The 20,867-nt window shown below is 69.0% G+C and carries 17 protein-coding genes and 1 riboswitch; of the genes, 9 read left to right on the plus strand and 8 right to left on the minus strand.

All coding sequences use genetic code 11. The features are described 5' to 3' along the window. Window positions 1-149: 149 nt before the first annotated feature. The 3 genes from AB0N89_RS38710 (at window position 150) to AB0N89_RS38720 (ending at window position 2,975) form a co-directional block, all read left to right on the plus strand. The gene (locus AB0N89_RS38710; RefSeq protein ID WP_364215914.1) at window positions 150-818 is read left to right on the plus strand and encodes an acVLRF1 family peptidyl-tRNA hydrolase; all 669 of its coding nucleotides are present in this window, start codon (window positions 150-152) and stop codon (window positions 816-818) included. A 140-nt stretch (window positions 819-958) separates the two neighbouring features. After that, window positions 959-2,587: an ABC-F family ATP-binding cassette domain-containing protein gene (locus AB0N89_RS38715; RefSeq protein ID WP_038515461.1), complete on the plus strand. Its 1,629-nt coding sequence runs from the start codon at window positions 959-961 to the stop codon at window positions 2,585-2,587. A gap of 178 nt (window positions 2,588-2,765) precedes the next feature. Continuing rightward, window positions 2,766-2,975: a helix-turn-helix domain-containing protein gene (locus AB0N89_RS38720; RefSeq protein WP_003071237.1), complete on the plus strand. Its 210-nt coding sequence runs from the start codon at window positions 2,766-2,768 to the stop codon at window positions 2,973-2,975. On the opposite strand, the gene AB0N89_RS38725 is transcribed toward AB0N89_RS38720, so the two are convergent. Then, window positions 2,976-4,277: a glycosyltransferase family 87 protein gene (locus AB0N89_RS38725; protein ID WP_364215917.1), complete on the minus strand. Its 1,302-nt coding sequence runs from the start codon at window positions 4,275-4,277 to the stop codon at window positions 2,976-2,978. It lies immediately after the preceding gene. A 146-nt stretch (window positions 4,278-4,423) separates the two neighbouring features. On the opposite strand from AB0N89_RS38725, the gene AB0N89_RS38730 reads away from it, so the two are divergent. Next, a complete protein-coding gene (locus AB0N89_RS38730; protein ID WP_364215920.1) occupies window positions 4,424-6,289 on the plus strand; it encodes an ABC transporter ATP-binding protein in 1,866 nt (621 codons plus the stop codon). Between the two features lie 80 nt (window positions 6,290-6,369). Here the strand turns inward: AB0N89_RS38730 and AB0N89_RS38735 are convergent, their stop codons facing one another. Next, window positions 6,370-7,098 carry a sugar isomerase domain-containing protein gene (locus AB0N89_RS38735; protein ID WP_364215923.1) on the minus strand — a complete coding sequence of 243 codons (729 nt, stop codon included), beginning with the start codon at window positions 7,096-7,098 and terminating at the stop codon, window positions 6,370-6,372. A 131-nt stretch (window positions 7,099-7,229) separates the two neighbouring features. Between AB0N89_RS38735 and AB0N89_RS38740 the strand changes: the two genes are divergently transcribed. The 4 genes from AB0N89_RS38740 to AB0N89_RS38755 all read left to right on the plus strand — a co-directional run bounded on the left by AB0N89_RS38740 (window position 7,230) and on the right by AB0N89_RS38755 (window position 11,164). Then, window positions 7,230-7,925 carry an alpha/beta fold hydrolase gene (locus tag AB0N89_RS38740; protein ID WP_364215926.1) on the plus strand — a complete coding sequence of 232 codons (696 nt, stop codon included), beginning with the start codon at window positions 7,230-7,232 and terminating at the stop codon, window positions 7,923-7,925. Window positions 7,926-7,946: 21 nt separating this feature from the next. Further along, window positions 7,947-9,209, plus strand: coding sequence for a cyclopropane-fatty-acyl-phospholipid synthase family protein (locus AB0N89_RS38745; RefSeq protein WP_364215929.1), 1,263 nt, complete (start codon window positions 7,947-7,949; stop codon window positions 9,207-9,209). Window positions 9,210-9,302: 93 nt separating this feature from the next. After that, a complete protein-coding gene (locus AB0N89_RS38750; RefSeq protein WP_364215932.1) occupies window positions 9,303-10,499 on the plus strand; it encodes an LCP family protein in 1,197 nt (398 codons plus the stop codon). Window positions 10,500-10,633: 134 nt separating this feature from the next. After that, a complete protein-coding gene (locus AB0N89_RS38755) occupies window positions 10,634-11,164 on the plus strand; it encodes a GNAT family N-acetyltransferase (protein ID WP_364215935.1) in 531 nt (176 codons plus the stop codon). Here the strand turns inward: AB0N89_RS38755 and AB0N89_RS38760 are convergent. From AB0N89_RS38760 to AB0N89_RS38780, 5 genes are all read right to left on the minus strand, one after another. Next, window positions 11,151-11,615 (minus strand): peroxiredoxin, encoded by a 465-nt coding sequence (locus tag AB0N89_RS38760; RefSeq protein ID WP_364215942.1) that lies wholly within the window; start codon window positions 11,613-11,615, stop codon window positions 11,151-11,153. The two genes, AB0N89_RS38755 and AB0N89_RS38760, sit on opposite strands and share 14 nt — an antisense overlap. Window positions 11,616-11,632: 17 nt before the next feature. Continuing rightward, entirely contained in the window at window positions 11,633-13,453 is a 1,821-nt protein-coding gene (locus AB0N89_RS38765; protein WP_364215945.1) for a diguanylate cyclase, read from the minus strand. A gap of 233 nt (window positions 13,454-13,686) precedes the next feature. Beyond that, complete coding sequence (locus AB0N89_RS38770) at window positions 13,687-15,132, minus strand: cytochrome P450 (protein ID WP_364215948.1); 1,446 nt, start codon at window positions 15,130-15,132, stop codon at window positions 13,687-13,689. Window positions 15,133-15,269: 137 nt separating this feature from the next. Continuing rightward, window positions 15,270-17,543 carry a 5-methyltetrahydropteroyltriglutamate--homocysteine S-methyltransferase gene (gene metE / locus AB0N89_RS38775; protein ID WP_364215951.1) on the minus strand — a complete coding sequence of 758 codons (2,274 nt, stop codon included), beginning with the start codon at window positions 17,541-17,543 and terminating at the stop codon, window positions 15,270-15,272. 100 nt (window positions 17,544-17,643) lie between these two features. Beyond that, window positions 17,644-17,865: riboswitch (cobalamin riboswitch) on the minus strand. A gap of 43 nt (window positions 17,866-17,908) precedes the next feature. Then, on the minus strand, window positions 17,909-18,478 hold the full coding sequence (locus tag AB0N89_RS38780) for a TetR/AcrR family transcriptional regulator (RefSeq protein WP_364215954.1): 570 nt from the start codon (window positions 18,476-18,478) through the stop codon (window positions 17,909-17,911). A gap of 89 nt (window positions 18,479-18,567) precedes the next feature. Here AB0N89_RS38780 and AB0N89_RS38785 point away from each other — a divergent pair, with 89 nt between their 5' ends. Continuing rightward, complete coding sequence (locus tag AB0N89_RS38785) at window positions 18,568-19,515, plus strand: 2-dehydropantoate 2-reductase N-terminal domain-containing protein (protein WP_364215957.1); 948 nt, start codon at window positions 18,568-18,570, stop codon at window positions 19,513-19,515. A 210-nt stretch (window positions 19,516-19,725) separates the two neighbouring features. Here the strand turns inward: AB0N89_RS38785 and AB0N89_RS38790 are convergent, their stop codons facing one another. After that, entirely contained in the window at window positions 19,726-20,814 is a 1,089-nt protein-coding gene (locus AB0N89_RS38790) for a ribonucleotide-diphosphate reductase subunit beta (RefSeq protein ID WP_364215960.1), read from the minus strand. Window positions 20,815-20,867: the final 53 nt, after the last annotated feature.

The following is a 20,867-nucleotide window of genomic DNA, read 5'->3' on the forward strand; positions in this document are numbered from 1 at the left end:
CGTGAAGGGGGGCTTTCCGCGCCGAAGGCCAGTCCGTGAAGGACTCCTTGAGGGACCCAGAGTCCCTCAAGGAGTCCTTCACGGACTTGACACCCTGACGACCACCCCGATCGGCTGCCGAACCAAGCCAGGCCCCGTACGTTGAGACCATGGCGAGGGAGCGGCAGGTGGCGGGCGGGGGACGCGCCGTCGAGGTCGCCCCGGAACGCCTCGAAGGCTGGTATGCCCGCTTCGCCGTCCGCAACGAAGGCGTCCGCGAGACGCATTTCGAGCCGGACACCGTCACGGTCACCGCGGAAAACGGCGTCGTCGCCGTCGCGATCGTCCCTTTCGGACCGTTGGGTACAGCGGGAACCGTGACCGGACTGGCCGTCGGCCCGCTCGTCGACCACGCGCTGATCTCACGAAGGATCGCGCTCCTGCTGGTCCGGCGAGGCGGGCACAGTGTCGGGATCGCGCGCGGGGGAGCGGTCGTCCAGTCCAGGACGGACCGTCACCTCGTCCAGGGCCGGTCCGCGGCGGGCGGCTGGTCGCAACAGCGGTTCGCCCGGCGGCGAGAAGGACAAGCGCGGACGGCGCTTCGTTCCGCCGCGGAGGACGCGTTCGAGGTCCTCGTGCCGCAACTGTCCGAAGTGGACGCCGTCGTGCTCGGCGGTGATCGCCGGGCGCTGGAATCGCTGCGCGAGGACAGGCGGCTGGCCCCGTTGTTCGAGCGCGCCGAACCCCGGATTCTCGACATCGCCGAACCGCGTCGCACGGTGCTCGACGACGCGGCCGAGCGGGCGGTCGCGGTGGAAATCACCCTGTCCGGGCCGTGACCTCGGGCACGGTCGGATAAAACCGCTCGACAACGGCCCGTACACTGATCGCGTGGACATCCTCTTGGAGTAGCTCCTCGCCGGCGTAGCCCGGCGAGTCGAAGCTGTCCGCTCATCCACCCCTTGTACCGGGAGTTCCCGTGATCACGGCCTCTGGCCTTCAGCTGCGCGCCGGTTCGCGCATCCTGCTCGACGACACCAACGTCCGCATCCAGCAGGGCGACCGCATCGGCCTCGTCGGCCGCAACGGCGCCGGCAAGACCACCTCGCTCAAGGTGCTGGCGGGGGAGGGGGAGCCGTACGCGGGCGAGGTCCGCCGCAGCGGCGAGCTCGGGTACCTGCCGCAGGACCCGCGCGAGGGCGACCTGTCCGTCACCGCGAAGGACCGCGTGCTCTCCGCGCGTGGCCTCGACTCCTTGCTGCGCAACATGGAAAAAGCGCAGAACGCGATGTCGGAGCTGGTGGACGAGAAGGAACGGGACAAGGCGGTCAACCGCTATAGCCGTCTCGAAGAGCGTTTCGCCTCTCTCGGTGGTTACGCCGCCGAAAGTGAGGCCGCGCGGATCTGTTCCAACCTCGGTCTCGCCGACCGGGTGCTCGCGCAGACACTGCAGACGCTCTCGGGTGGTCAGCGCCGCCGCGTGGAGCTGGCCCGGATCCTGTTCGCCGCCGCCGAAGCGGGCGCGGGCGGTAAATCCGAGACGATCCTGCTCCTCGACGAGCCCACCAACCACCTCGACGCCGACTCCATCAACTGGCTCCGCGGCTTCCTGAAGCAGCACGACGGCGGTCTCGTGGTCATCAGCCACGACGTCGAACTGCTCGCCGACGTGGTCAACAAGGTCTGGTTCCTCGACGCGACCCGCGGCGAGCTCGACCTGTACAACATGGGCTGGCAGCGCTACCTCGACGCGCGCGCCACCGACGAGAAGCGCCGCCGCCGCGAGCGCGCCAACGCCGAGAAGAAGGCGTCCGCGTTGCAGCAGCAGGCCGCGAAACTCGGCGCGAAAGCGACGAAGGCGGTGGCCGCCAAGAACATGGCGCGCCGGGCCGAGCAGATGCTCTCCGCGCTCGACGAGACCCGCCAGGCCGACAAGGTCGCCCGGATCAAGTTCCCCGAGCCCGCCCCGTGCGGCCGGACCCCGCTCACCGCGGAGGGACTGTCGAAGTCCTACGGCTCGCTCGAGATCTTCACCGGAGTCGACCTCGCCATCGACCGCGGTTCGAAGGTTGTCGTACTCGGATTGAACGGTGCCGGAAAGACGACTTTGCTCCGCCTGCTCGGCGGAATGGAAACTCCGGACACCGGCGAGACCATTCCAGGTCACGGATTGCGTTTGGGCTATTACGCACAGGAACATGAAACGCTCGACCACGACGCGTCCGTGTGGGAAAATATCCGTCACCTCGCGCCGGACACCGGCGCGCAGGAGCTCCGGAACCTTCTCGGGTCGTTCCTCTTCACCGGCGAGCAGCTCGATCAGCCCGCCGGCACGCTCTCCGGCGGCGAGAAGACGCGGCTCGCGCTCGCCGGTCTGGTGTCCAGCGCTGCCAACGTTTTGCTGCTCGACGAGCCGACGAACAACCTGGACCCGGCCAGCCGCGCCCAGGTCCTGGACGCCTTGCGCAGCTTCGCCGGAGCCGTCGTCCTGGTGACGCACGACCCGGGCGCCGTCGAGGCGCTGGAGCCGGAGCGCGTCATCCTGTTGCCGGACGGAACCGAAGACCATTGGTCTGCGGATTATCTGGAACTTGTCCAACTTGCGTGAGGCCTGCGTCCGTTCGGGTGCTTGATCGATGCCATCCGGCCACTGAAATGGCCCAATGTGATCGCGGTTTCAGCAGTTTTGCGCTCGTCGTCTGGCATTCCGGCGCTCAGTGTTCGATCATTGCGGCGACAGGGGCCGTTATGTGGCCCAGAACACTCTCGGCGGGAAGGCGATCGACGTGGCTGATCTCAAGAAAGGCGCGCGGATCACCGGCAACACGCGTGACAAGCTGGCCGCTGACCTGAAGAAGAAATACGAGAAGGGCTCGAGCATCCGCGCTCTGGCGGAGTCGACGGGTCGCTCGTACGGATTCGTGCACCGGGTCCTCTCGGAGTCCGGCGTCCAGCTTCGCGGGCGCGGCGGTGCCACCAGGGTCAAGAAGAAGTAGTCACGAAGAAGTAGCGGACTGCTGCGCGGGGGGCGCAGTTCCCTTTCCAGGGACCGCTGTTTCACGGGTTTCACCGGACAGGAAGACCAGCCTGGCGCCGAGCAGGACCAGCGGATACACCAGGTATCCGTACCTTGTGGCCGGGGTGAGCAGGATCAGCGCGACGAGCCCGACGGCCATCCGTGTCAGCGCGTCCGATCCGGTCGCGGGAGGGCGGCGCACCAGCCAGACGAGGATGATCACGGCCGCGATGCCGAGCAGGGCGAAGGAAACCGCCGTGCCCACCGGGCCGAGCGAAGCGATGAGGCGACCCGGCAACGGGCTCGCCGCCGGCGACTTGATCATGCCGATCCCCATCGGGAACCGGAAGACGTGCTCGACGAACGCCTTCGGGTCCACGAGGTAGACGGGTACGTGCAGGACGAGGGTCGTCACCACGAGTGCCGCGGCGAATCCGCCCAGTGCGCGAGGACCACGCCGCGTGATCACCAGAACACCCAGTACCACCACCGCGGGCGCGACGATGAGTTTCGCGCTGATCACCAGGGCCAGCACCAGACCCGACAACACGGCGCGGCCCGTCGTGGCCAGTGCGAAGGACAGCACCAGCAGGCCGACGATGGCCAGATCCGGGCCCGCCACCGCCCAGGTCAACGCGGTCAGCGGGCAGGCGAGGGCGAGTTGCGCCGCGCTGACCGGGATTTTCGGCCACTTCAGCAGCCGCAGCGTCAGCAGTACACAGGCGACGGCCGCCAGCGCGAACATCCAGCGCGCGTCGGTGAGAGCGTTCGCGACCGGCCCGCCGCCGAAGAGGGCGCGCGGCAGACCGAAGACGGTCATGACCGGACCGTATGGCGTGTAATCGTTTACTTCCGCCGCGCGACCGAGCGCGGTCACGTCGACGTACGGGGTTCCGTTCTCCAGCAGGAGTTTCGCCGACCTTTCGATCACCCAGACCTCGGGCTGGGCGGCCCACGACTCCGGCGTGATCAGCCAGTCCACCCCGGTCAGACGGCGAATGACGAGCATTCCCAACGGAAGGATCATTGCGAACAGCCCGATGGCACCGATGCCGACCCACCGTGAGCCGAGCGCGCCGTCGGGTCGCTTGCCGCGCCGGGCGGCGATCGTCAGCCAGCCGGTATGGACCACGGCGAGGCCGTAACCCACCACGGCGAAGTTCGCCCACACGCGATAGCCGTAGAACTCCGCGACGGCCGTGTTCACGACGGCGAAGATCAGACAGCCCGTGTAGAAGACCAGGTCGATGGTCAGTCGTCGCCGGTCCGGGTCCTTGGTCACCGGCTCAGGCTACCGACGGGGCAGGCCGCGCCGGAAAGAGGACGCGGAAACCGGGAAGCATCCGGTTGGGTCGGGTGTTGGTCATGCTTATATCCGGGAAAACTCTCGACTAATATCGAGGTTTTGGGGGCGAAGAGAGGGTTCTCATGGACAACACGTGGTCGCTGATGAACTCGGCGATGAAGTCGGCCGACGTTCCGAAGGGGCTGCACAAGGGCACGCTGCGCCGCGTCGCGCGGTTCGCCAGACCGCATTGGCGGAGGCTGCTGATATTCCTGGTGCTCACCGTCGTGTCGGCGGTGCTGGCGGTGAGCACGCCGGTGCTGGCCGGGAAGGTGGTCGACGCGATCGTCGGCGGGCACGATGTCTCGCTGGTGGTGTGGCTGGCCGTGGTGATCGGGGCGCTGGCGCTGATCGACGCCGCGCTCGGACTGGCCGAACGGGCCCAGTCTTCGAGGATCGGTGAGGGGATCATCCTCGACCTGCGGCTCGCGGTGTACCGCCACGTGCAGCGGATGCCGGTCGCGTTCTTCACCCGCACCCGTACGGGCGCGCTGGTGAGCAGGCTCAACAACGACGTCATCGGCGCGCAGCGCACGTTCACCGCGACACTGTCCGGTTTGGTCACCAACGTGATCCAGCTGGCGCTGTCGCTGGTGGTCATGGTGACGCTGTCCTGGCAGGTCACCCTGCTCGCGCTGGTGCTGCTGCCGGTGTTCATCCTGCCGACGCGGCGGCTCGGGAAGCGGATGGCCGGGCTGCAGCGGGAGGCGGGCCAGCTCAACGCGGCGATGACCACGCAGATGACCGAGCGGTTCTCCGCGCCGGGCGCGACACTGGTGAAGCTCTTCGGCGACCCCGGGCGGGAAGCGGGCGAATTCGGCGCGCGGGCCGGGCGGGTGCGCGACATCGGGGTGCGGACGGCGATGCTGACGCGCTGGTTCCTGACCAGCCTGACCACGGTCTCCGCGCTCGCGCAGGCCCTGGTCTACGGCCTGGGCGGCTACCTCGCGCTGACCGGGGCGCTCGCGCCGGGCACCGTCGTCGCGCTGGCGTTGCTGCTGACCAGGCTGTACTCGCCGCTGACCGCGCTGGCGAACGTCCGGGTGGACGTGATGACCGCGCTGGTGTCGTTCGAGCGGGTCTTCGAGGTGCTCGACCTCAAGCCGATGATCGAAGAGAAGCCGGACCCTGGCCGCGTTCCCGAAGGCCCGGTTTCGGTGGAGTTCTCCGACGTCCGCTTCGGCTACCCCGCGGCGGACCGGTACTCGCTGGCGTCGCTGGAGGACGTGTCCACTTTGGATCACCGAGGTGGTGAAGAGGTGTTGCACGGCATCAGCTTCCGGGCCGAACCCGGGCAGATGGTCGCACTGGTCGGGTCTTCCGGGGCGGGCAAGTCGACGATCGCCTCGTTGCTGCCGCGCCTGTACGACGTCGACGCCGGGTCGGTCAAGCTGTCCGATGTGGACGTTCGCGAGCTCGGTTTCGCCTCGCTGCGGGAAACCGTCGGCGTGGTCACTCAGGACGGGCATCTGTTCCACGACACGATCCGGGCGAACCTCGAGTACGCGCGGCCCGGCGTCACCGACGCCGAGATCTGGTCGGCGCTGGACCGCGCCCGGCTGGCCGGGCTCATCCGGGACCTGCCGGACGGGCTGGAGACCGTGGTGGGGGAGCGGGGCTACCGGCTTTCCGGCGGGGAACGGCAGCGCCTGACCATCGCCCGGCTCCTGATCGCGCAGCCGCGGGTAGTCGTCCTGGACGAGGCGACCGCGCATCTGGACTCGCAGTCCGAAGCGGCCGTGGGCGAGGCGCTGACCGACGCGCTGGACGGGCGGACCGCGCTGGTCATCGCGCACCGGTTGTCGACGGTCCGGGCGGCGGACCAGATCCTGGTGATCGAACACGGGGAGATCGTCGAGCGAGGGACGCACGATGAGCTCCTCGCGCGGGAGGGGCGCTACGCGACGCTGTATCTGACGCAGTTCTCGGAGGAGCCTGCCGCTGCGTGACCGGACGCCATGAACGGTCCGTTCCTGGCAAAATTTGCCAGGAACGGACCGTTCATGGCGCGTGCGGGGGCAGGCAGCGGTTACCGGAGAGCGGGAACCCGCGTGCCGTACTTGGCCAGCAGCGCGGCGTTGGCCTCGTCGCCACCGTCCACGTTGGAACTGCGCCACAGCGGGATGTCGACACCCTGCTCCGCGCCCAGGTCCACGACCTCGGCGAGCACGAGGTTCCACAGGAACGCGTTGATCACCGTGGACAACGGCGCGGTCCGCGGCGCGTCCGGCGGGTAGCTGGAGTCGCCGGGCCGGACGTGGGAGTCGAGGACGATGCTCGCCTCCTCGATCAGTGTCGTCGCGGCGCGCTTCGGCGCCGCGGCCACGGACGCGGCCGAGCTCACCGCGATGACCGACGCCCCGCGGGCCCGCGCCCCGGCGGCCAGCTCGACCGGATACGGGTTGACGCCCGAGGTCGAGAACACCACCAGCAGGTCGTCCGGTCCCGGCGCGCGTTCGGCCAGTACCTCTTCGGCGAGCCCGGAGCGGCGCTCGGTCTTGGTGCTGTGCTGCGCGCCGTGCAGCGGCAGCAGTTCGGGGTGGTAGACCGGGTACACGCAGGCGAGCCCGCCCGCGCGGTAGAAGGTCTCGGCGACCGCGGCCAGCGAGTGCCCCGCCCCGGCGGTGAACACCAGGGCGTCGGCCCGGATGACCCCCAGGATCAGCTCGGCCGACTTCCGGATCTGCTCCGCGTTACCCCGTTCGGCCTCCGCGAGCCGTTCGGCGACGTCTGCATAACGTTCGGTGGTGCTCACCACATCCGCCCTTCCGTCTGGAGATCAGCGACGAATGTATCGCGTGGACCAATGGCAGAAGTGGAATACATCGGGTCATGATCGAGGTTGACCCGATCGCTGTGGCCGGGGATGCGGAGACTGGAGGATCCAGGGTGAGCGAGGCTGATCCCGCGGTGCGGACATGGCGAGTGCGGGGCCAGGTGAAAGCCGTGGTGCTGGTGCTGCACGGCGGCGCCGAGCACAGTCATGCCCGCGTGGCGCCGTGGCGGCTGGCGTACCAGCGGATGGTGCCGCTGGCGAAGGAGGCCCACCGGGCGGGCCGGGAGCACGGCGTCGAGGTGCGGCTCCTGCGCAACCGGATCTACGGCTGGAACGACCACGGCACCGACGCGCTCGCCGACGCGCGCAGGGCCCTGGAACGCGTCCACGAGGACCATCCCGGAGTACCGGTCATCCTCGTCGGCCATTCGATGGGCGGCAGGGTGGCCTTGCGCGTCGCCGACGATCCGGCTGTCATCGGAGTCTGCGCCCTGGCACCGTGGACACCACCGGGTGAACCCATCGGAGCCGTCGACGGTCGCGTGGTGCTCATCGCGCACGGGACCAAGGACAGGATGACCGATCCGGTGGCGTCACACGCTTTCGCGGAACGCGCCGAAAAGGTGACAACGCGGTCCGCGCGGTTTGAAATCGGCGGCGAAGGGCACGCGATGCTACGAAGGTCTCGCGTCTGGAACCGTCTTGTACGGGCTTTCACTCTCGAGCTGATCGAAGCCGGGGGAACTGACGAAACGGTGAGCGCGGCCTGGGATCGGCCGAGCTCCGAGCGGCTGCGGATCCCGGTCTAGACCGGGTGAGAGGGAGCACCTATGTCCACGTCGAGCGTCGATCGGGCGGCCGGTCCGGCCGGCCTGCCCGCCCCTGACGAAACCCGGTGGCCGGGACTGGCCACCCCGCCGCATTCCCCGTTCCGGGCGCGGATCGCCGAGCAGCTGTTCCGGCAGGCGGTGCGCCCGCTGAACGTCCGCGTGCGCATGCCCGACGGTTCGCACCTCGGCGCCGGCGGCCCGGACGCCCCCGAGATGCGGCTCAACCGCCCCGCCGCCTTCTTCCACCGCCTCGGCGTGGACGCGAAGATCGGGTTCGGCGAGGCGTACATGGTCGGTGACTGGACGAGCGACGCGCTCGCCGAGGTGCTGACCCCGTTCGCGGAGCGGATGGCGACGCTCATCCCGCCGCTGCTGCAACGGTTCCGCCGGTTCGTCGACCGCGGCCACCCCGCGGGCGAGGAGAACTCCATCGAGGGGTCGCGGGCGAACATCCACCGCCACTACGACCTTTCCAACGATCTGTTCGGCGCCTTCCTGGACCCGTCGATGATGTACTCGTCGGCGTTGTTCGGCCCGGACGACGACCTCACCGCGGCCCAGCACCGCAAGATCGACAGCGTCCTCGACTACGCCGGGGTCCGCGAGGGCAGCACGGTGCTCGAGATCGGCACCGGCTGGGGCGAACTCGCGATCCGCGCCGCCGCGCGCGGAGCCCGGGTCACGTCACTGACCATCTCCGAGGAACAGGCGTCGCTGGCGACCGAGCGCATCGCCGCGGCGGGCTTCGCGGACCGGGTCGACGTCCTGCTGTGCGACTACCGCGACTCCAGCGGCGAGTACGACGCCGTGGTCAGCGTCGAGATGATCGAGGCGGTGGGCGAGTCCTACTGGCCCACGTTCTTCGAGACCATCGGGAAGCGCCTGAAGCCGGGCGGGCGGCTCGGGCTCCAGGCCATCACCATGGACCACGAGCGGATGCTCGCCGCGGCCCGGTCCTACACCTGGGTGCACAAGTACATCTTCCCCGGCGGGCTCATCCCGTCGACCACCTCGGTGGAGCAGGGGCTGCTGGAACACGCGCGGCTGAGACTGCAGGGGGTGCGGGAGTTCGGCCAGGATTACGCCCGCACGCTGCGGTTGTGGCGGGAGCGGTTCACCCAGCGGTGGGACGGGATCACCGAATTGGGCTTCGACGACGTCTTCAAACGGATGTGGGAGTTCTACCTGGCGTACTCCGAAGCGGGGTTCCGTTCGGGGTATCTCAAGGTCCACCAGTTCGGATTCGCCGAAAACGGACAATGAACGCCACCCAACCGATGCGGGGTGCCGGACGTCCTTCACCTAGGGTCTGCGGTTGACTGGGCCTACACGCGAAATCGGGACGGGTGATTCGGCATGACGTATGGAGGCGACGACCGAGGGCGACGGATGCCGCCACAACGGCCGCCGTCCGGCCGCCCCCGGCGGCATCAGCCCGCGCAGATGATGCCGCTGCCCGGCCGGGGGAGCAGCCCGTACGACGAGCGGACGACCCCCATGGGGCACGGCGGCGCCGAACGCCCCGCCGGCCCGCCCCCGCGCCGTCCCGAGCCCCCGCCGGGCCGCCCGATGGACGGCGGGCGGCCGCCGCGGCGACGCAAGCGGTGGGGCTTCGGCAAGGTGCTGCTCACGTTGCTCCTGGTGTTCGTGGTGTTCCTCGCCGGGGTGTGGGTCTACCTGGAGTTCTCCATCAACCGCGTCGACGCGCTGGAGGAGTACTCCGGCCGCCCCGTCGCGGCCGAGGGCGCCAACTGGCTGATCGTTGGCTCCGACAGCCGGGATGGGCTGACGCCCGAGGAGCAGGCGAAACTGGTCACCGGCGATGCCAACGAGGCCGGTGGTAAGCGGACCGACACCATCATGATCGCGCATGTCCCGGACAACAGCACCAAGCCGACGCTGTTGAGCCTTCCCCGGGACTCGCAGGTGAACATCCCCGGACACGGCAAGAACAAGATCAACGCCGCGTTCGCGATGGGCGGTCCGGCGTTGCTCGCGAAGACCGTCGAAGGTGCCACCGGCCTGCGGATCGACCACTACGCCGAGATCGGCTTCGGCGGGTTCGCCAAGATCGTCGACGCGATCGGCGGGGTCAACATGTGCGTCGAGAAGCCGATGGAAGACACCATGACGGGGATCAAGATCGAACCGGGCTGCCAGGACCTCCAGGGTCCGCAGGCGCTCGGGTTCGTCCGCATGCGGCACAGCGCGGCCACCCCGCGGTCGGACCTCGACCGCGTCGCCAACCAGCGGAAGTTCATCGGCGCGCTGGTCAGCGAGATCGGCAGCCCCGGCACGCTGCTGAACCCGTTCTCACTGTTCCCGCTGCTGTCGACCGCGCCCGACGCGCTGACCATGGACACGCACGACCACGTGCACAACCTGGTGGGACTCGCGCTGGCGATGCGCGGGATTTCCTCGGGCGGCGTCGTCACCACGACGGTCCCGGTGACCAACGGTTCGGCGGAGAACTGGGACAAGACGAAGTCGAAGCTGCTCTTCGACGCGCTGAAGAACGACACGGAGGTCCCGGACAGCGTGATCCTGAGCTGAGCCGGACCACTCGCGAGTGTCATGAAAGGGTCGTTCAGGACATTTTTCGTCCTGAACGACCCTTTCATGACATCCGGGGCCGAGGCGTTCGAAAATCGGAGGCGCCCGAAGCGACGGCGAGGCACCATGGGCCGATGGAAGCGCCCGCCGAAACCCTCGCCGACGACGTCGTCGAGCTGCGCCGCTGGAAGCCGGAGCAGCTCGAAACCCTCGCCGCCGTCGCGGGGGATTCCGCGGCGCATCTCGGCGCCTGGATGATCTGGGCCACCGACGGCTACGGCCGTCAGGAGGCCGTCGAGTTCCTCGAGCACACCGCGAAGAACTGGGCCGAGGGCAAGACCTACGACTTCGCGATCTTCGCGGGCGACGAGGTCGTCGGCGGCACGGGCATGATCACCCATCCGGACCGGATCGAGATCGGCTACTGGCTCAGCCGCCACCACACGGGCCGCGGCCTCGTCACCAGAGCCGCCAGACTGCTGGCGGCCGAGGCCTTCCGCCTCGGCGCGCCGGAGGTCGAGATCCGGCACGACGAGAACAACGTCGCGAGCGGCGCCGTGGCCGCCCGGCTGGGGTTCACGATGACCGGCGACGAGGCCGCCGCGCCACCGCTCGCCCCGGCCTGCTCGGGCGTCAACCGGGTCTGGCGGCTCAAGCGTCCTTAGTCTTGCGTTCGCGCAGGGCGGCGAGCGCCTTGTCGGCGTGCACGGTGAACTTCAGTTCGCTCTTGATCACTTCGAGCACCTTGCGGTCGGTGTCGATGACGAACGTGTGCCGTTTGGCGTGCAGCGGGCTGAATTTGCGCCAGACGCCGAACTGCCTGGCCACCACACCGTCCACATCGGACAGCAGTGGGTAGTCGAAGCCGTGTTTGGCCGAGAACTCCTGTTGTTTGGCGACGGCGTCCGGGCTGATGCCGACGCGGTGCGCGCCGACTTCGGCGAACTCCGCGGCCAGGTCGCGGAAGTGGCAGCTTTCCGCGGTGCAGCCGCTCGTCATCGCGGCGGGGTAGAAGAACAGCACGACCGGGCCGGACGAGAGGAAGTCCGACAGCGTGCGCTCCTCGCCCTTGTCGTCGGGCAGGGTGAAGTCCGGGGCGATGTCACCTTGATCCATGAGCGGATCCTGCCACGTCAGTGGGCGTGCCGTTCGATGAGCTCGTCGACCTCGTCCCCGGTCGCGGAATCGGCGACGAACGAGCCGCGCGCCGCGAGCACGCCGTGCCGCCGCAGCCGCTCGGCCTGTTCGTGGCTCCGGACGCCTTCCGCGCCGATGCGCAGTTTCAGCTCCTTGGCCCTGGCGACCAGCTGGCACAGGTGGCGGACGTCGGCCTCGTTCTCGCCGTCGGCCAGCGCGTCGATCACCGCGCCGGAGAGGATCACGTGGCGGACCGGCAGTCCGTGCCGGGGGATCAGCTCCAGGTCGGCCGAACCGGAGATGGTCAGCACCATCTGGGCGCCCAGATCGGCCAGCACGGCGAAGGAGTCCAGCATCTCGCCGCCGGTGTCGAGCACGGACTCGCGATCGGTGCACAACCGCAGCGCGTGCGCGGGCAGGCTGTGCCGGTCGAGCTGTTCCTTGACCAGCATCACCAGATCAGGGTCGATGGCCAGCCGTTTCGGCAGCCGCACGCAGACGTCCGGCGCCGCGTCGCCGAACCGGCTCCGCCAGCGCGCGGTGGCGGCGAGCGATTCCGCCAGCAGCCACCGGCCGAGCGGGATGGTCATCCCGGTGATCTGCGCCAGCGGATAGAACTCGTCGGAGTCCAGTTCGCCCTTCTCCGGATGGGTCCAGCGCAGCCCGGCGTTGACCGCGGCCAGCTGGTCCGGATCCGCGAGCTTCACCGTCGGCTGGTAGATCAGCGAGAACTCGCCGTTCTCCAGCGCGCCCGCGATGACCGCGCCGAGCTGGTAGCGGCCGCGGTCGCGCGCGTCGAGTTCCGGGTCGAACAGCATCCACTGCGCCTTGCCCGCCTCCTTGGCGCGGTGCAGGGCGATCTCCGCGGCCCGGAGCAGGTCTTCCGGTCCGCCGTCAGTGACCTGGCGGACGACGATGCCGGCGCTCGCGCTGACCCCGATGCCGTGCCCGCCGAGGTAGATCGGCTCGACCAGTTCTTCCAGGGCCTGCTCGACCAGGGCGATCACCTGGAGCGAGGTGAACCCGCCGCGCAGCAGGACGGCGAACCCGTCGCCGGACAGCCGGGCGACGGAACCGTGGTGATCGCCGGTGAACACGGCCTTGAGCTTGTTCGCGACCCCGCGCAGCACCTGGTCGCCGACGCCGGCCCCGAGACCGTCGTTGATCACCTTGAAGCCGTCGACGTCGAGGTAGACGAGCGCGACCTGTTCGCCGCCGGGTCCCGCCAGGGCGGTTTCGAGGGCGTTGCCGAACGCGGTGGCGTTCGGCAGGCCGGTCAGCGCGTCGTGCACGTTCTGGTGCAGCAGCTGTTCCTGGAGCAGGTGGATCTCGTTGGCGTCCGAGACCATCAGGACCGGGTACGTCGAACCGGGCCGGTCGCCGGGAAGGTCGGTGAGGGTCACGTCGACCCAGATGGTGCCTTCTTCACCGTGGTCCAGCAGCAGGCGTTCCTGCTGGGTCGGCTGGCCGAGCGTCATGAGCTGGGAGAGCCCGTTCCGCAGCCGGGAGACGTCGTGGTCGGCGGAGCCGAGGTCGGGGATGTTCCGGCCGCGCAGCGCCGAGGGGCGGCAGCCGAGGAGTTTGCCGAGCGCGGTGTTCGCCTCGACGATCTCGCCGTCGGTGTCGGCGAGCGCGATCCCGATGGGGGACGCGGAATAGAGCTTGGAGAAGCGATCCCTGGCGGACCCGTGATCGGGTTCGGCCCGGACGGCGTCCTGGGCGACGCCGAGCAGGAACTCTTCGAGTTGCTCCTGGGGAAGCGATACTCCTTTGGTGTCAGCGAGCGTCGCGGCCCATCTCCGAGCGACGTCCACCAACCCTGGTACGGAACCAGGCTCGGGCACACTTCACCTCTTCATGCGCGGGTTATGGCCAGCTCAGACCGGGTGTCCGAGCCCACGGACCCACACTAGGTATGAGCCGACCGGGTGTAGTGCCACGGCATCACGCGCGATCCGGGGTGTCTACCGGCTGAAAGGGTGATCGCGCTACACGAGTGGTGACCGGAAGTTACCAAGAGTACTCGTTGGTGGTTGTCCGTCGACCGGCTTCAGCGCGCGGTCAGCCGGATCGGCAGGCCGTCCGCGGGAACGGGCAAAGAAACGTAGTCCCAGCGCGCGGTGTAGCCGTCGGGGACCGACCACCGATACGCCCGCAGCATCTCGTGGAGCAGCGCTTTCACTTCGAACGTCCCGAAATGCAGGCCGATGCACTTGTGCGCGCCACCGCCGAACGGCATCCACGCGTACCGGTGCGACTTGTCCTCGCGGCGTTCCTCGCCGAAGCGGTCCGGGTCGAAACGCATCGGATCGGTCCAGTGCTCCGGCGCGAAATGGTTGACGGTGGGCGAAACCCCGACCAGTGTCCCTTCGGGGACGAAGTGCCCGAGGACTTCCGTGTCCTTCACGGTTTTCCTTGCCAGGGAAGGAACCGGGGCCACCAGGCGCAGGGATTCCTTGATCACCAGGTCCAGCGTCTTCAGGGACTCCAGCGCCTCGATGTCCGGCACGTCGTCGCCGAGCGCGAGGGACTCCCGGCGCGCGCGTTCCTGCCATCCGGGGTTCTTGGCGAGGTGGTAGACGGCGGCGGCGCTGGTGATGGTCGACGTGTCGTGCGCCGCCATCATCAGGAAGATCATGTGGTTCACGACGTCGGAGTCGGTGAAGCGGTCGCCGTCCTCGGTGGTGGCGTGGCACAGGGCGGTGAAGAGGTCGTCGCCGTCGCTCGCCCGTTTCGCGGGCAGATTCGCCGCGAAGTAGCGTTCGAGGACCTTGCGGCCGTGCAAACCCGCCGCCCAACGGCCGCCGGGAACGGGGAACCGCACGATGGCCGTGCCCGCGCGCACGGAGTTCACGAACGCGCGGTTGATCGCGGCCGCGTCGTCACCCGATCGCATGCCCATGAACACGCGCGTCGCGACGTCGAGCGTGAGTTGCTTGAGGGACCAGTAGATCCGCGGGTTCGGCCGGTCCGCCCACGCGGCGATGCCTTCGCGCAGGGCCGGTCCCATCTGGTCGACGTACCCGGTGAGCCGCTGCCGCGTGAACGCCGCCTGCATGATCCGGCGGTGCAGATGGTGCTCGCCGAAATCGAGCAGCATCAGGCCGCGGTCGAAGAACTGCTCGATGAAGAACTTCCAGCCCTCCTGGGAGAAGGCCTTGTCCTTGTTCACCAGCGCGATCTGTGTGGCCTCCGGGCCGGAGAGGGTGACGATGCGGCGGCCGAACGCGCCCATCCACGACACCGGGCCGTAGGTCTCGTGGCGTTTGAGGCCGAACTCGATACCGAAGCGCATGAAGTCCAGCGCGTGCCCGATGACCGGCGGGCCTTCGTCGCCGAGGACGGGCTTGAGGCCCGGCGGGGCGGGCGCGAGTTCGCGGACCGGCCAGGTCGCGCCGAGCCAGCGCTGGTCCACCGAACGCGGCAGGGGGATCGAGGTGAGCGGCGGGACCCGCTCGCGCAGCGCTCCGGTGACCTTTTCGACGGTGTTCGCCATGGTGACCATCTCCCCGTTGAGACCGGCTACCGCTCCACCATCGCACCCTTGTTGACGTCCTGACAATACCTCGGCGGAAGTCCGTGAAGGACTCCTTGAGGGACTCAGAGTCCCTCAAGGAGTCCTTCACGGAACGGTCAGCCCAGCTCGGACCGGACCGCCCGGGCGGCCGCGACCAGGTTCCGCAGGGCCGGTTCGACCTCGGCGTAACCGCGGGTCTTCAGGCCGCAGTCCGGGTTGACCCAGATCCGCTCGGCGGGCACGGCGCCGACAGCGGTCCGCAGCAGCCCGCTGACCTCGTCGACGCCGGGGACGCGCGGCGAGTGGATGTCGTACACGCCGGGCCCGACACCGCGGCCGAAGCCCGCCGCGCCGAGGTCGGTGACGACCTCCATCTTCGACCGCGCGGCCTCGATGCTGGTGACGTCGGCGTCGAGCGCGTCGATCGCCTTGACCACCTCGCCGAACTCCGAGTAGCACATGTGCGTGTGGATCTGCGTCGCGTCGGAGATGCCGGACGTCGCCAGGCGGAACGACGAAACCGCCCACGCGAAGTACGCCTCGTGCGCCGCCGCGCGCAGGGGGAGCAGTTCCCGCAGCGCCGGCTCGTCGACCTGGATGACGCGGATGCCTGCCTCCTGCAGGTCGTGCACCTCGTCGCGGATGGCCAGCGCCACCTGGCGGGCGGTCTCGCCCAGCGGCTGGTCGTCGCGGACGAACGACCACGCCAGGATCGTCACCGGACCGGTCAGCATCCCCTTGACGGGTTTGCCGGTCAGGCTCTGCGCGTAGCGAGCCCATTCGACGGTCATCGGCTCCGGACGCGAGACGTCGCCGTACAGGATCGGCGGCCGGACGCACCGCGAACCGTAGGACTGCACCCAGCCGAAGTCGGTGGCGGCGAACCCGGCCAGCCGTTCGGCGAAGTACTGCACCATGTCGTTGCGCTCGGGTTCGCCGTGCACCAGCACGTCCAGGCCGAGGTCCTCCTGCAACCGGACGACGTGCTCGATCTCCGCCTTCATCGCGGCCTCGTAGCCCGCGTCGTCCAGCGACCCCGCCTTGTGGGCGGCCCGCGCCTTGCGGACCTCGGTGGTCTGCGGGAACGAGCCGATCGTCGTGCTCGGCAAGGGCGGCAGGTCCAGCGCGGCCTGCTGTGCCGCCGCGCGCCGGGCATAGGGGGAGCGGACGGTGTCGTCCGGCCGCAGCGCCTCCAGCCGGGCGCGCACCTCGGCGTCGGCCAGGTCTGCCGCCGTCGCGCGGTCCGCGGCCGCGGCACGTGCGGCGGACAGATCGACGCCGTCCTCCTTCAACGCGCGCCCGAGCAGGACGACCTCGTCGACCTTCTGCTTGGCGAAGGCGAGCCAGCCCTTGAGACGCGGGTGGAGCCCGTCCTCCCGCTCGACGTCGTAGGGCACGTGCAGCAGCGAGCACGACGTCGAGACGCTGACCGACTTCGCGGTGCCGAGCAGCGTCGCCGCCCGGCCGAGCGCGCGGGCCGGGTCGGTGCGCCAGACGTTGCGCCCGTCCACGACCCCGGCCAGGACCTCCTTGTCGCGCAAGGCGGGCTCGGCCACGACGGCGTCCACAAAGGACTCGTCGGTGACGAGGTCGACGGCGATCGCGTCGATCGGGGAGCGGGCGAGCACGCCCAGACCGCGGCCGAGGCCGCCGAAGTACCCGGCGACCAGGATCTTCGGCCGCGCGGTCGCTTTCGCGAGCCGGTGGTAGGCGCGGATGAGCGCGTTGAGCTCTTTCTCGGTGCGGTCCGCCGCGAACGCGGGCTCGTCGAACTGGACCCACTCGACGCCTTCGTCGTGCAGGCGCCGCAACAGTTCGACATAGCCGTCGAGGAGGTTGTCGAGCAGATCCAGCGGTCGGAAGCCCTCAGGGGCGCTTTCGGTCGCCTTCGCGAGCAGCAGGAACGTCACCGGGCCCACGAGCACCGGCCTGGTCTCGACGCCGATCGCGCGGGCCTCGCGGTACTCGTCCAGCGGTTTGGTGCCGGTGAGCGAGAACGTCGTGTCCGGGCCCAGTTCGGGGACGATGTAGTGGTAGTTCGTGTCGAACCACTTCGTCATCTCCATCGCCGGCGCGTCCTGCACCCCGCGCGCGGCGGCGAAGTAGGTGTCCAGCGGCGAAAGACCGAGCGTCGTGAAGCGCTCCGGCAGCGCCCCGAACAGCTCGGCCGTGTCGAGCACCTGGTCGTAGTGGGAGAACGTGTTGGACGGGACGGAATCCAGCCCCGCGTCCTTGAGTTCCCGCCAGGTCCGGGTGCGCAGCGCGCGGCCGGTGTCCAGCAGTCCGGCCTCGTCGATCTTGCCAGCCCAATAGCGTTCTAGCGAACGCTTGAGTTCCCGGTCCGGTCCGATCCGGGGATAGCCCAGCACTGTCGTGCCGATTTCGGTCACAGCTCTCTCCTCGCGAGCTTGTCGTCGGAGCCCGGAGCGCGCGCAGGAGTGACCGCCGTTCGGTCGTGCCCATCCCACGAGGCCCGGACTCACGCACGCCGTCGGCGCGCGTACCACGGGCAGGTCTTCGGACTCGTGGGCGACGTGCTCGCTCCTACCGGCCGTCGCTTCCCGGGTGCCATACCCAGTGCTTTACCGTGTCTCGCACGGTGACGGCTTTCGTTCCCACATACCGCTGCGGGGCAGTCCCGGATTCTCACCGGGTTCCCTGTTACCTCGACCGGCCTGGGAGGCCGGGCGAACCAGTAGCACCCTGGAGCGTACCGAGGCCCGCTACGGGACTGCTCGAATGTGAGCAAAGTCGGTCAGCGTGAGCGGCGCAGCCCGTCCAGCAGAAGGGTGACGACACCGTCGGCCTCGGCCCGCCACCCGGGACGGTCATGGGCCGCGCCGATGCCGTGCAGCGCCATCAGCACGGCTCCGGCGTCGACGTCGTCGCGAATGGCGCCGTCCCGCACGGCGTCGGCCACCAGGGCGGTGACGGCCTCTTCCAGCGCTCGGCTGCCCTCGGCGAGAGCGCCCGAACGATCGGCCATGAGCGTGGCCAGCGTCCTGGCCAGGCCTTCGTGGGCGCCTATGTGGTCGACCATGTCGCGGAGGAAGGTCGCCAGAGCCTCCGCCGCGGGCAGCGAGGCCTGGAGATGCCGGGCGCGGTCGCACAGCGCGGCGACTTCTCCGTGGTAGACCGCCTCGGCCAGCGCTTCCCTGGTGGGGAAGTGGCGGTAAAGCGTGCCGGTGCCCACGCCTGCCAGGCAGGCGAAGTCGTCGAAGCGCAGGTCGAAGAAGCATCCGGCCTGGAAGAGCTCCCGGGCCTTGGCGAGCAGGGCCTCGCGCTTGCGCCGGGCGTCGGCCCGCAGCGGCTTGTCGGCGGTCATGCGCTCCCTCGCGTTGACAACTGGAGATCATCTCCATATTTTCGAAGTGGAGATAATCTCCAGTTCGATCGTACCCCGCGAGGTTCACCTTGAAGATCTTGATGTTCGGAAGAGGCGTGATCGCCACCATCTACGGCTGGGCCCTGCACAAGGCGGGACATGACGTCGAGTTCTACGTCCGGCCGGGTCGCGCGGCGACGTACGGGGACGCGGTGGACCTCGACCTGCTCGATACGCGGCGCCGGATGTGGGGGCGGCGCGTCGTCGAGAAGTGGCCGGTGCGCCTCCGCGAGACACTGGAGCCGGACCACGATTTCGACCTGATCGTGCTCAGCGTTTCGCACCACCGCCTGCCGGAGGCGACGGAATTCCTGGCTCCGCGCGTCGGCCGGGCCACGGTGCTGGTCTTCGGCAACATCTGGACCGAGCCGACGGCCGCGATCGGCCCGCTCCCGCTCGACCGGATCGCCTGGGGCTTTCCCCAGGCCGGTGGCGGTTTCGCCGCGAACGGCGTGCTTCGCGGGATGCTGATGCCGTCGGTCATCTTCGGCACCCTCGGCCGTCCCCCGACCGATCGGGAGAAGGCCGTGCGCCAGGCGTTTCGCGCGGCCGGGCTCCGGATCAAGGAGCGGCCGGACTTCCGCGGCTGGCTGTGGGTCCATTTCGCGTCGGACGCCGGCCTGCTCTCGCAGGGCCTGCGGCGAGGTTCCCTGTCCGAGCTGGCCGGGTCGGCGGGCGACCTGCGGGAGGGGTTGCTGACCGGCCGCGAGCTGCTGCCGCTCCTCGAAGCGCGCGGCCTCGACCTGCGACGGCACCGGGTCGCCGTGCTGCCGTTCCGCGCGGCCTGGCTGACGGCCCCCGTTCTCGCCTGGCTGACCGCTCATGTCGCCGTGGCGCGCGTGAGTCTCGCGGCGCACTCCGACCCCGACGCGGAGGAGCCGCGCGAGGTCTGCCGGGACACCCTGGCCGAAGCGCGGCGGCTGGGCGTCCCGGTGCCGCGCTTGGAAGCGGCGGAACCGCACTTCGCCCGAGCCTGAACCCGGAAGTACCGAAAGTGCCCTTTTGCCCCCGGTGCCCCCGGTGCCAAGTCCGTGAAGGCCTCCTTGAGGGACCCAGAGTCCCTCAAGGAGGCCCTCACGGACTCGACGCTCGGGAAGCGCCGCTGTCGTCTTGTGCCCAGGTACATGAAGGCCCCCTTCCGTACCTGGGCGCAAGGAAGGGGGCCTTCATGTACTACGGGTGGACTGTCAGTCCCAGTCGAGGGCGCCACCGGACTGGTACTCGATGACGCGGGTCTCGAAGAAGTTCTTCTCCTTCTTGAGGTCCATCGCCTCCGACATCCACGGGAACGGGTTCTCCGTCTCGCCGAAGATCGGCGCGAGGCCGATCTGCTGCGCCCGCCGGTCGGTGATGAAGTGCATGTACTGCTCGATCAGCTCGGCCGACAGCCCGAGCATGCCGCGCGGCATGGTGTCGCGGGCGTAGGCGACCTCGAGCTCGCACGCCTCGGTCAGCATGCCGCGGACCTCGGCCTGGAACTCCTCGGTCCACAGGTGCGGGTTCTCGATCTTGATCTGGTTGATGCAGTCGATGCCGAAGTTCAGGTGGATCGACTCGTCGCGCAGGATGTACTGGTACTGCTCGGCGATGCCGACCATCTTGTTCCGGCGGCCGAGCGACAGGATCTGCGCGAAGCCGGTGTAGAACCACATGCCCTCGAAGATCACGTAGAACGCGACCAGGTCACGCAGGAAGTTCTGGTCGGCCTCGGGGGTGCCGGTCTCGAAGTCCGGGTTCTCCAGGTTCTGCGTGTACTTCAGCGCCCACGCGTCCTTCTCCGAGATGGAGGGGACTTCGCGGTACATGTTGAACAGCTCGCCCTCGACCAGGCCCAGGCTCTCGCAGATGTACTGGAAGGTGTGCGTGTGCACGGCCTCCTCGAACGCCTGGCGCAGCAGGTACTGGCGGCATTCGGGGTTGGTGATCTGGCGGTACACCGCGAGCACGATGTTGTTGGCCACCAGCGATTCCGCGGTCGCGAAGAAGCCGAGGTTGCGCTTGAGCATGGTGCGCTCGTCCTCGGAGAGGCCGTCGGGCGACTTCCACAGCGCGATGTCGGCCTGCATGGCGACCTCGGTCGGCATCCAGTGGTTGTTGCAGCCGGCGAGGTACTTCTCCCAAGCCCAGGTGTACTTCATCGGCAGCAGCTGGTTGACGTCGGCGCGGGCGTTGATCATCCGCTTGTCGTCGACGTTGATGCGCGCGGCGCCGACTTCGATCTCGCCGAGGCCGGTGGCGTCGGCGGAGGCGTCAAAGGTGGTCATAGAGCGGCTCACTTCACGAGGTGGTCGGGTGGGTCGTGAGTGGCGATTCGGGTTAGAACCCAATA

This window comes from Amycolatopsis sp. NPDC089917 (genome assembly GCF_040684635.1).
In the GTDB taxonomy this organism is placed as follows: domain Bacteria; phylum Actinomycetota; class Actinomycetes; order Mycobacteriales; family Pseudonocardiaceae; genus Amycolatopsis.

What these genes read in the sequence shown, in the direction of transcription:
- AB0N89_RS38710 (WP_364215914.1), top strand. Translation starts at nt 150, where the DNA reads ATGGCGAGGGAGCGGCAGGTGGCGGGCGGGGGACGCGCCGTCGAGGTC.
- AB0N89_RS38730 (WP_364215920.1), top strand. Translation starts at nt 4,424, where the DNA reads ATGGACAACACGTGGTCGCTGATGAACTCGGCGATGAAGTCGGCCGAC.
- AB0N89_RS38745 (WP_364215929.1), top strand. Translation starts at nt 7,947, where the DNA reads ATGTCCACGTCGAGCGTCGATCGGGCGGCCGGTCCGGCCGGCCTGCCC.
- AB0N89_RS38750 (WP_364215932.1), top strand. Translation starts at nt 9,303, where the DNA reads ATGACGTATGGAGGCGACGACCGAGGGCGACGGATGCCGCCACAACGG.
- AB0N89_RS38755 (WP_364215935.1), top strand. Translation starts at nt 10,634, where the DNA reads ATGGAAGCGCCCGCCGAAACCCTCGCCGACGACGTCGTCGAGCTGCGC.
- AB0N89_RS38760 (WP_364215942.1), bottom strand. Translation starts at nt 11,615, where the DNA reads ATGGATCAAGGTGACATCGCCCCGGACTTCACCCTGCCCGACGACAAG.
- AB0N89_RS38770 (WP_364215948.1), bottom strand. Translation starts at nt 15,132, where the DNA reads ATGGCGAACACCGTCGAAAAGGTCACCGGAGCGCTGCGCGAGCGGGTC.
- AB0N89_RS38780 (WP_364215954.1), bottom strand. Translation starts at nt 18,478, where the DNA reads ATGACCGCCGACAAGCCGCTGCGGGCCGACGCCCGGCGCAAGCGCGAG.